The sequence below is a fragment of the Armatimonadota bacterium genome (assembly GCA_035527535.1).
GTDB lineage: Bacteria > Armatimonadota > Hebobacteria.
Genome location: DATLAK010000002.1, coordinates 1 through 11,085, shown reverse-complemented (window position 1 = coordinate 11,085; position 11,085 = coordinate 1). Strand labels below are relative to the sequence as shown.

8 protein-coding genes are annotated in these 11,085 nt (G+C 70.4%); all 8 read left to right on the top strand.

What is annotated here, in order from left to right; genetic code table 11:
- Positions 1-686: 686 nt before the first annotated feature.
- Positions 687-1,430 (top strand): glucosamine-6-phosphate deaminase, encoded by a 744-nt coding sequence (gene nagB / locus VM221_00070; GenBank protein ID HUT73217.1) that lies wholly within the window; start codon positions 687-689, stop codon positions 1,428-1,430.
- Positions 1,431-1,439: 9 nt separating this feature from the next.
- The gene (locus VM221_00065; GenBank protein HUT73216.1) at positions 1,440-2,450 is read left to right on the top strand and encodes a phosphate acyltransferase; all 1,011 of its coding nucleotides are present in this window, start codon (positions 1,440-1,442) and stop codon (positions 2,448-2,450) included.
- On the top strand, positions 2,447-3,670 hold the full coding sequence (locus VM221_00060; protein HUT73215.1) for an acetate kinase: 1,224 nt from the start codon (positions 2,447-2,449) through the stop codon (positions 3,668-3,670). Before VM221_00065 ends, VM221_00060 begins: the two co-directional genes overlap by 4 nt.
- A gap of 11 nt (positions 3,671-3,681) precedes the next feature.
- Entirely contained in the window at positions 3,682-4,995 is a 1,314-nt protein-coding gene (locus tag VM221_00055) for a putative sugar nucleotidyl transferase (GenBank protein HUT73214.1), read from the top strand.
- Positions 4,996-5,064: 69 nt separating this feature from the next.
- On the top strand, positions 5,065-5,319 hold the full coding sequence (gene acpP, locus VM221_00050; GenBank protein HUT73213.1) for an acyl carrier protein: 255 nt from the start codon (positions 5,065-5,067) through the stop codon (positions 5,317-5,319).
- A gap of 153 nt (positions 5,320-5,472) precedes the next feature.
- Positions 5,473-6,438 (top strand): Gfo/Idh/MocA family oxidoreductase, encoded by a 966-nt coding sequence (locus VM221_00045; GenBank protein HUT73212.1) that lies wholly within the window; start codon positions 5,473-5,475, stop codon positions 6,436-6,438.
- 126 nt (positions 6,439-6,564) lie between these two features.
- Positions 6,565-10,578 carry a SpoIVB peptidase S55 domain-containing protein gene (locus VM221_00040; GenBank protein HUT73211.1) on the top strand — a complete coding sequence of 1,338 codons (4,014 nt, stop codon included), beginning with the start codon at positions 6,565-6,567 and terminating at the stop codon, positions 10,576-10,578.
- Positions 10,579-10,655: 77 nt separating this feature from the next.
- A partial coding sequence (locus tag VM221_00035; GenBank protein ID HUT73210.1) for a hypothetical protein occupies positions 10,656-11,085 on the top strand: 430 nt, incomplete at its 3' end.

Below are 11,085 nucleotides of genomic sequence, written 5' to 3'. Positions count from 1 at the left end.
TGTTTCGAGGGATTCCTTGGGCGCGCGATGTCAATCGCGCGAAGCCGCCCGTAGGGGCAAGGCATGCCTTGCCCCTACCTGTGTCGCGCCCGGTGCGACCCCGAAGAACACCCATCAATTCATCGTTGACGCAACACCAGGGCTTTGCCCGCCACGGCGGCCTTTAGGCCTAGCCGCCGAAGGTCCTAGCCAGGCGGCGGTCGCGGCGCGACCTAGCCACTCAGGGCAAGCTCTGGCAGGGAGAGGAGTGCCTCCTCCGAGATGCCAGTTTTTCGCGGTCATACCACCCTGAGGGGTGTGAACTTTCTTTGTCGGTAGGGTAGATCACGCAGAGGTGAGGCCGTCAAACGGTGGATGTGCCACAGGCGCTCTCGCCCGTGAATAGGCGCCGCCGACGCGGCGCCCCCACACCCGAGGGCGGGTGTGCCACATGGGCTTGCGCATACCAACGCTCCGGGTTCACACCTACCCTGAGGGCGAGCTTGACGTGGTACAGGCGTCGTGGTACATTATGCGCTCGCCCGGCGGCGTGTGAGTTTCTCTGCCGCCGCCCAGGCGCGTGTCCGTTCGCGCCTGGCTCCATGCTGTCGAGACCAGGCCGCGTCGCACACGCGGGCCGCAGGTCGGGCGCGCCCCGCCTTGCGTGCACTGAGGCACCACCGGCAACCGCACAAGGAGGCGTCGCCATGAAAGTCATCATCGTTCCCACCAAGGAGGAGATGGGCCGGCGGGCGGCCGCGCTCATCGCCGAGCAGATGCGCGCGCGGCCGCACTTCGTGCTCGGCCTGGCCACCGGCAGCAGCCCGATTCCCCTGTACCAGGAACTCATCCGCCTCAACCAGGCGGGAGAGAGCGACTTCTCCGGCGTCATCACCTTCAACCTCGACGAGTATGTCGGCCTGCCGCCGACCCACGAGCAGAGCTACCGCCGCTTCATGAATGAGAACCTGTTCGACCACGTCAACATCAGCCCGGCCTTCACCCACGTGCCCGACGGCCTGGCGCCCGACCTCGAGGCCCACTGCGCCGCCTACGAGCAGATGATGGACGATATCGGCGGCGTCAAGTGCCAGGTGCTGGGCATCGGCAGCAACGGCCACATCGGCTTCAACGAGCCGGGCTCGTCGCTCGCCTCGCGCACCCGCGTGGTCAACCTCACCCAGACCACGATCAAGGACAACGCGCGCTTCTTCGAGCGCCTCGAGGATGTGCCCAAGCAGGCCATCTCCATGGGCATCGGCACCATCCTCGAGGCCGAGCGCATCATCATGCTCACCTACGGCGACAACAAGGCCGACGCCGTCGCCAAGTCGCTCGAGGGCCCCGTCACCGCCGCGGTGCCGGCCAGCGCCCTCCAGCTGCACGACAACGTCACCTGGATCACCGTCGCCGACGCCGCCGCCAAGCTGCAACTGGAGTGGACGAAGTAAGCTGCGACCATGGAGCTGCTCGATCGTATCGTCAAACAGGCCCAGGCCGACCCGCGGACGATCATCTTCCCCGAGGGCGAGGATGAGCGCATCCGCGAGGCGGCGCGCCGCGTCGCCGCCGCCGGCATCGCCCGCCCGATAGTGCTGGTGAAGAGCGCCGAGGGCGCGCCGAGCGACATCCCATGCATCCAGCCGACTGCATCCCCCGAGCTCGACGGCTACGCGGCGCGCTACGCCCGGCGGCAGACGCTGGCCGCGAGCGCGGCGCGGCGCATGCTGCGCCGCCCGCTATATTTCGGGGCGGCGATGGTCGAGGCCGGGGAGGCGGACGGCATGGTGGCGGGCGTCAGCCATACCACCGCCGCGCTGCTCACGGCGGCGGGGCTGGTGATCGGCGCCCAGAGCTGGTGTCGCTGTACCTCCAGCTTCTTCCTGATGGCGCTGCGCGAGCCGCTGGACGACCGCGAGGCGCTGATCTACGCCGACTGCGCGGTCAGCATTGACCCCGATCCCGGGCAGCTGGCCACCATCGGCGTCAGCTCGGCGGCGAGCGCGCGGATGCTCTTGCGGGTGGAGCCGCGGGTTGCCTTCCTTTCTTTCTCCACCCGGGACAGCGCGCAGCATGCGCGCGTGGATAAAGTGCGCCAGGCGGTGGAGCTGGCGCGGGAGATGGATCCCAATACCATCTACGACGGCGACCTGCAGGCGGACGCGGCGCTGGTGCCGCAGGTGGCGGCGTCCAAGGCCCCCGACAGCCCGGTGGCGGGCCGGGCGAACGTCCTCATCTTCCCCGATCTCGACAGCGGCAACATCGCCTACAAGCTGACCGAGCGCCTGGCGGGAGCACGGGCGATCGGGCCCATCCTCCAGGGCTACGCGCTGCCGGTGAATGATCTGTCGCGCGGGGCGAGAATCAAGGACATCGTGGCGGTGACCGCCATCACCGTGGTGCAGGCGCAGGCGGCGCCGGGACGGTGCCCCCGTGGACGGCCCCGGGGCGACACCGGGGGCGCCCCATGAGCTTCGTGCTGGTCATCAACTGCGGCAGTTCGTCGGTCAAGTACCGCTTGTTCGACATGGAGGACGAAAGCGCCCTCGCGCGCGGCCTCATCGAGCGCATCGGCGAGGAGACCTCCTACATCTCGCAGCGCACCGCGGGCCGCGAGCAGGGTTGGGCCGAGCGCGTCGCCGACTACGATGAGGCCTTCGGCCACATCATCCACCACTTGGTGGAGACGCCGCACGCGCCGCTGCATGGGCGCGCGCAGTTGGCGGCGGTGGGGCATCGCGTGGTGCACGGCGGCGAGGCCTTCATCGCCTCGACGGTGATTGACGACGAGGTGATGCGTGCCATCCGCGACACCATCCCGCTCGCGCCCCTGCACAACCCCGCCAACCTCGCCGGCATCGAGATCGCCCGCCGGCGCTTCCCCGACCAGCCCCACATCGCGGTGTTCGATACCGCTTTCCATCACGCCATGCCGCGCCAGGCCTATCTCTACGCCATCCCCTACGAGCTCTACCAGGAGCACGGCATCCGCCGCTACGGGTTCCACGGCACCTCCCACCGCTACGCGGCGGCACGGGCGGCGCAGATGCTGGGCCGCGACCCCGCCGACCTGCGGCTCATCACCTGCCACCTCGGCAACGGCTGCAGCCTCGCCGCCATCGCCGGCGGCACGTCGGTGGACACCAGCATGGGCATGACTCCGCTCGAGGGGGTGCCGATGGGCACGCGCTCGGGTGACCTCGACCCGGGGCTGTTCTTCTACCTGGGGGGGCACCTGAATCTGGGCATGGCCGAGATTGATGACCTGCTCAATAAGCGCAGCGGCCTGCTGGGGCTGTCCGGCATCAGCAACGACCTGCGCCCCATCGAGCAGGCCGCGGCCGCGGGCGACGAGCGCGCGAGGGCGTGCCTGGAGGTCTTCGCCTACCGCGTGAAGAAGTATATCGGGGCCTACTTGGCGGTGCTGGGCGGGGCCGACGCGGTGGTCTTCACCGGCGGCATCGGCGAGCGCTCGCCCGAGATCCGCGCCCGCGTCTGCGCCGGGCTGGCGAGCCTGGGCCTGGGGCTGGAGACGGCGCGCAATCAGGCGTGCGCGGGCGAGGCGGCGCTCATCAGCGCGCCGACCAGCGCCATCGCCGTGCTCGTGATTCCATCGAATGAGGAGCTGCTCATCGCCCGCGACGCCCTGCAGGCGGTGTCCGCCGGCGGCGGGATGGCGGGCGAGCGATAGCGGAGGTGTGAATGAGGATCTGCATATTCGAGGACGCCAAGGTCGAGGACCTGGCGCCTATGAACCTGGTGCGGCCGACCTTTGAGCTGCGCTGCGGGGCAGTCAGCTTGCGCGAGCGCATCCTGCGGGGATACGCACATGCGGGCGCGACTTCCTGTAGAAGTCGCGAAACTGGCCCCGCGTGGCCTATAGGGCCGCGCGCCCACTGCTATTTCGCGCGCGACCACCTCGCGCCCGTGTATCGGCGCGTCGCGGGGGCGCCGGTCAACGACCCGGCGGCGCTGCGCGGCGACGACTTGCTGCTGGTGAACGGGCGCATGTTGGCGCTCGGCGACTGGCCGGCGGCTGCGGGCGACGACGAGATCGGTATGTCCGGCGATGACGTCGCGTACGCGCGCCTGAGCGCCGCCACTGCGGAGGCGCTCGACGCACCGGACGCGGTGACGTTGCTGGCGCGCGCGCGGCAGAAGGTCAAGACCGTGCCCGCGCCGCAGACGCTCATCCGCTATCCCTGGGACCTCATCGAGCACAACGGCAAGTGCATCGAGGCTGATTTCGAGGCCCTGCCGCAGAAAGGCGTGCGCGGGGAAATGGCCGAGATGTCGGTGATCTACGGCCCCGCTGATCGCGTCTATGTCGCCCCCGGGGCGCAGGTGCACCCGCTGGTGGTGCTCGACACCCACGGCGGCCCGATCATCATCGAGGCGGGGGCGAAGGTCTTCCCCCACACGCGCATCGAGGGCCCCAGCTGCATCGGCCCCGACACCCACATCGTCGGCGGCAAGATCCGCGAGGGCTGCGCCATCGGCCCCATGTGCCGCGTCGGCGGCGAGGTCGAGGAGAGCATCATCCACGGTTACTCCAACAAGTATCACGACGGCTTCCTGGGGCACGCCTATGTCGGCGAGGGGGTCAACCTGGGGGCGCTCACCACCAACAGCGACCTCAAGAACGACTACGGCAACGTCGAGCTCTACCTCCGCGGCGAGCTGGTGGACTCCGGCTCGATCAAGGTCGGCTGCTTCATCGGCGACCACACCAAGACCAGCATCGGCACCCTGTTCAATACCGGCACCATCGTCGGCGTCGGCTGCCTCATCCTCGGCGGCTCCGAGATCCTGCCCAAGTACATCCCCTCCTTCGCCTGGTACTACAACGGCCACGTCGCCAAGGGCGGGGGGTTCGACGCCTTCATTGCCACCGCGCGCACCGCCATGGGGCGCCGCGGGGTCGAGCTGACCGCCGACGACATCGAGCTCTTGCGCACTGTGCGCGAGATGACCAAGACGGAGAGAAACGAAGCCATACGCAAGGCGCGCAGATAGCGGTTCGCGTCCCGCGCCCGCGATGCCGGCGACGCGAGCGCGCAGCCCGTATTCAAAGAGGGAGTTGCCATGTCCGACGATGCAATCGCCGATCGCGTCCGCCAGGTGGTGGCGAAGCAGCTCAAGGCCGATCCCGCCAAGGTCACCGATGACGCCTATTTCGTGGCGACCCTGGGCGCGGATTCGCTGCAGAGCATGGAGCTCATCGCCGCCTTCGAGGACGAGTTCGACATCGAGATGGACGAGGACGAGGCGGTCAAGGTCAAGACCGTCGGCGGCGCCATCGAGTTCATCGCGCGGGTGGTCGCGGAGCAGCAGCGGTAGGGCCAGGCATGCCTTGCCCGCAACCGCGCCGGCCGCAACGGGCGCTCGAGACAGTTGTCATCCATGACGATGGCCGCCCCGCCGTGGCTGACGCCGTCTCCCGCCGGGTGAAGCAGGCCCCTGGTCTTGATCGAACAGCGGGGTAACAGCGAAATGAAACGGGCGATCCGACTGGGGATAGTCGGCTGTGCGGAGGGAGGCCACGGCAGAATCTGGGCGGACCTGCTGTCCCGGCCGGAAGGCGCGAAGTTCGGCATGACCCCAGCGAACGTCTGGGACGCGGACCCGCAGGCGGCCGCGGCGACGGCGGCGGCCGTGGGGGCGACGCGCGTCAGCGAACCCTGGGAAGCGGGAGAGCAGGTCGAGGGCATCCTCATCACCGAGCTCTTCCCTGAGCGCTACCTCGAACTCGGCCGCCCGTTCCTGGAGGCGGGCAAGCGCGTCTTCTTCAATCGGCCCTTCGCCGGCAGCATGGAGCAGGCCACCGAAATCGTCCGCCTGGCGCGCCGGTACCATGCGAAGATCTACTCCGCCTCCGCTCTCTTTCACACCGCCGCGGCCAGGCGGGCGCAGCGGCAGCTCGCCGACATCGGCCCCCTCGCGGTGTTCACCGTGACCGGGCCCACTGACCATCTTGTCTTCTACCTCCCCCACGCGATCGCGTGCCTGACGAGCGTCCTGGGAACCGGCATCAGCAGGGTGCAAGCGGTCAGCCTCGACCGGACGCCCGAACACCCGCACCTCGCCAGCGCCCCGGTCGTGGTCTATGTCGAGTACGGCGCCGACGCGCCGGTGGGCCCCGCCCGCGGTGTGATGCAGATGATCGGCCCCGGCGCAAGCTGGTATGGATTCCGGCTGAAGATGTTTGGGGCCGAGCGCGAGGGAAAGGAGATCCGCTTCGAAGTCTCCTACGACTCGCTGCTGAGGCACATGGCCCGCTTCTTCCGCACCGGCGTCGAGCCGGTGCCCCACCAGGTGCTGCTGGAGAAAACCGCGGTCTTCTACGCCGCCCTGCGATCGGCCGAGCAAGGCGGCCGCCCGGTGGAGGTATCGGAGATGATCGCCGCCAGCGGCAGGATGGCCGACGCTCCTGCATTGCCGAAAGGGATTGGCGCATGACCGCCCGCCACCGCGCGGGCATCACGAGTAGAGGAGCGCTGCATGCGAGGAATCCTGCCTCTGGGGCGGGCAAGGCATGTGACTAGGCCCGCAGGGCCGCCACGGTGGTCCTGGCACCTAGCCGCCTTGTCCCTGTCGCTGTCCATCCTGCTGCCGGCGACCGGCGCCGGCGCGCCCGTCGCCGATGCGCATGAGTTCATGCCCACCTCCCAGATCCGCCCGGGCATGACCGCCGTCGCCAAGACGGTCTTTCACGGCACCGCCATCGAGGACTTCCACCTCGAGATCCTGGGCGTGCTGCCCAAGGTGCGCGGCGGTGGCGACGTCATCCTCGCCCGCGTCACCGACGGCGTCCTCGTCGAGCGCCAGTCCGGCATCCTCCAGGGCATGAGCGGCAGCCCGGTTTACATCGGCGGCCGCCTCATCGGCGCCATCGCCTTCTCCTGGGGCTTCTCCAAGGAGCCGATCGCCGGCATCACCCCCATCGCCGACATGCTCAAGGCGCTGGCGGCCGAGACGCAGCGCCCCGCCGACGAGCCGCGCGCGCCGGAAACGCAAGTGGCCGCGCCGCCGGTGATCGGCGGGCGCGCGATGGAGCGCGTGCACATCCTCGATTCCCCCGCACCCCCCGTGGGTGATGCGGCTGAGCCCGCGGGCACGCTCACCCTGCGCCCCCTGGGCGCCCTGCTCTTCGCCTCCGGCATGTCGCCGCGCGCGATGGAGCGCCTGGGCGAGCTGCTGCGCCCCTTCGGCGCAACGGTGATGCAGGGCGTGGGCGGCAGCGCCGATTTCCCCGGCGGCGACCTGCGGCCCGGCGCCGCCGTCGGCGTCCAGCTCGTGCGCGGCGACTTCGATGTCACCGGCATCGGCACCGTCACCTACGTCGAGGGCAACCAGGTGCTCGCCTTCGGCCATCCCATGCTGGCCATGGGCGACGTTGACTTCACCCTCACCACCGCCTACATCAACGCCATCGTCCCCAGCTACCTGGCGGGGATGAAGATGGGCGCCGCCGGCCGCCCGGTGGGGCGCCTCGCGCAGGACGGCATGTGGGCGGTCGCGGGCATCATCGGCGAGCCCGCCCGCACTATCCCCGTCGCCGTCACCGTCAGCGACCCCGGCCGCGACCTCGAGCAGACCTTCAACGCCGAGATCGCTCCCCACCGCGAGCTCGCGCCCTGGTTGGCGGCGACCGTCGTCATGAGCGCGATTGACCGCGCCTGGGAGCACGTCAGCGAGGGCACCGCCCGGGTCCGCGTCGAGATCGAAGGCGAGAACCAGACCATCCGCCGCACCGATACCTGCTTCAGCTCGGGAGACGCGGCGGTGGTGCCCCTGATGGATATCCTGCCCGCCATGAGCACGTTCATGGACAACGAGTTCGGGGCGGTGCGGGTCAAGGCGGTGCGGGTGGCGGTTCGCCTCACCGAGCAGCACCAGACCGCCCGCGTGGAAGACCTGAGCGCCCAGCCCGGCAAGATCAAGGCGGGTGACACCCTCGACCTGCGGGTGCGGCTGAGGCCCTTCAAGGGCGACCCCGTTGACAAGCATCTGCAGCTCCGGCTGCCGCCGGACCTGCCCGACGGACCGCTCCGCGTCGGGGTGGCGGGCGGCAACGAAATAGATCAACTGCGGCCGATGCTCGGTCTCGCGCGACGGCGCGCCTTCAACCTCGAGCAATTGATTGACATCTACCAGACCGCCGAGCGCGGGGATGAGCTGGTGGCGCTGGTGGCGCTGCCGACGGCAGGGGTGGCGGTGGAAGGGGAGCGGGTGCCGGCCCTCCCCAGCCACATCGCCGAGTTGCTGCTCAACGCGCGCTCCGGCACGGTTTCTCCCCAGGGCGACTACCTGCAGGCGTCGCTGCCCTGCGAGTGGGTGCTGGAGGGACGCCAGGTCATATCGGTGGAGATCGAGGGCAAGCCCGGCGCCGCCAAGCGGGGCGGCCCCAGGAGCCGCCCCGGTCCTCCCGAAAAGCAGCCGCCGCGAGAGGAGCAGCCGGAGCCCGAGGAGGATCAACGCGAAGAGCTGGCATCATCCGCGGTCTCCGTCTCGCCGCCCGCCGCCTCCTCCCCGGCGCCGGGGGCTCCCAATCGCGCAGTTGCCGCCAACGCCGCCGAAGAGAAGGCGGACGAGGAGACCGCCAACGGGAAGCCGGAGAAGGAGGAGACCAAGCAAGCACAGCCGGTCGGCCGCGCGCCGTCGCTATGGACGCACAGCAAGCGCGCGGACTTCCTGGGCGGCGAGTTCGACGGCATCGCTTGTGACGACGACGGCGCCCTGACCCTGGCTCCCGGGCCGCGGGTCGTGGCGCAGTTCGACGAGCCGGTGCTGACGGCGGTGCTCGCCCATGATGGGGCGATCTATGTCGCCACCGCCCCCGGCGGCCGCGTGCGCAAGCTGTCCGGCGACGGCGAGGTGATGCAGACGTGGGACACCGGCGCCGCCATCATCACTTCTCTGGCCGCCGACCCGCAGGGCGCCATCCTGGCGGGGGCCGCGCCGGGCGGGCGCGTCGTGGCCCTGGGCGATGACGGGCGGGTGCGCGAGCACTTCGCGACTGGCGAGGCGACGGTGTGGTCGCTGGTCAGCGCGCCCGACGGGGCGGTCTACGCGGGCACGGGTCCCCACGGCAAGGTCTTTGTCATCACTGCGACGGGGGAGAGCGGCCCGGGCGCGGGCCCGGGGCGGCTGCTGACCCAGCTGCCCGCGACCAATGTCTATGCCCTGGCGGTGACCGGCGATCTGCTCTACGCGGGCACCGGCAACGCCGGCGTCCTCTACGCGGTGGACGCCGGCGGCCGCGCGAAGGTGGCCTATGACTCCGATCAGGAGGCGATAGTCTCGCTGGCGACAGATGCGGACGGCACCCTCTACGCCGGCAGCGCGCGCAGCGCCGCCATCATCCGGCTGCGGCCGGGGCAGGGCGCGCAGTCGGTGATCACGGCCGCGGGCGAAGTGCTGGCAGCGATCGCGCCCGGCCCGCAGGGGACGCTCTACGCGGTGACGGCCGAGGACGCCATCGTTTACCAGGTGGACCCCGAACGCAAGACCGCGCGCGTGCTGCGTAAGCCCAAGCAGGGGCAGGCGATTGCGCTCACGGTTGACGGCCAGGGGGCGGTGCTCGCGGCCGAAAGCAACCCCGCCGCGCTCGTGCGCATCGGCCCCGGCTATGCGGCGCACGGCGCCTTTATCTCCAAGCCGCAGTCGGCGCCCCCGGGCACGCGCTGGGGCGCGCTGAGCTGCGCGGTGGAGCTCCCCGCCGAAACCACCGCTTCGTTCCAGACCCGCTCCGGAAACAGCGCCGACCCCGACGACCACTGGAGCCCGTGGTCCGCCCTCGCCGCCCTCGACGGCGTCGCCGACATCCTCAGCCCCCCGGCCCGGTTCCTGCAATACCGCGTCGTCCTCGATGCGCAGCAGCCCGGCGTCACCCCGCGCGTGCGTGACGTGGAGGTGAACTACCTGCCGCCCAACTCCGAGCCCACCGTTACCTTCTCCGCCCCCAAGCCCGCGGAGCGGGTGCGCGAGACGGTTGACATCAAGTGGAAGGGCAAGGACCCCGACCGCGACAAGCTGATCTACGACATCTCGGTTTCGGCCAACGGCGCCGCCGCGTGGACCGAGCTCAAGCGCGACCTCGAGGGCGACTCCTACTCCTGGGACACCGCCAAGTCCACCGACGGCGCCTACGAGCTGCGGGTGACGGCGAGCGACCGCCGCTCCAACCCCGGCGCGGCGCTCGAGGGCGATGCCCGGCGCGTGGTGTGGGTGGACAACACGCCGCCCTCGGTGCTGCTGCTGCGCCACACGCTTGCGGTCGGCGCCAAAGGCGTGGTCAGCTTGCGCGGCGCGGCATGGGATGAGTTGAGCCCGGTGCAAGGGGTGGACTACCGCGTGGATGACGGGGAGTGGTCGGCGGCGATGATTGAAGGCGTGGCGGGGAAGCGCCGGGTCTCGTTCAAGGTGGAGACCGCGGAGCTGGCGGCCGGCGGTCACGACCTCAAGGTGCGGGCGTTCGACCAGGCGGGCAACAACGTCGAGGCCGAGATGCGCGTCAAAGTGAAAGAGGCCGCCGCCTCCGAGCCGGGTAGCGAGGGGACAGGGCGCGAGGGGACAGTTCCCAGTCGCCCAGCGTAGCGCCCAGGCCCTGGCGGGAAGGAACTGTCCCCTCCCAGCGAATCGGGCCGCTGGCTAGGCGGCAGCGGGAGGACCGCGTGAAACGATGGCGATGGCTCTGCGCGTTGGCGCTCGCCGGCGCGGTAGCGGCCGGCAGCGACTTTCCCGGCGCCGCGAAGGCCGCCGACAACCCGCCGCCCCTGCGCCTGGAGACCGCGTGGCTGCGCGTCGAGCTTGATCCCGCTTCCGGCGCGGTCATCGGTCTGGCCGCCGACCCCTCCGGCGGCGGAGACTTCTCACATCCCCTGGCGGCGCCAGGCGGCGGCGGTCAGTATGGTATCCGACCCGCCTGCCGCGTCCCTAGGTCGCCCCCGGCGACCGGGATGGCGGTCGTAGACCTAGCCACCGATGACGGGCTGGTCGCGGCGGCTCGCCCGGGCGACGATTTCGCCCTGACCGCCGACCCCTCCGGCGTCGGCGCCATCGCCGACGGACTGCGCATCGGCGATGCACTCGCCGCGCGGATGG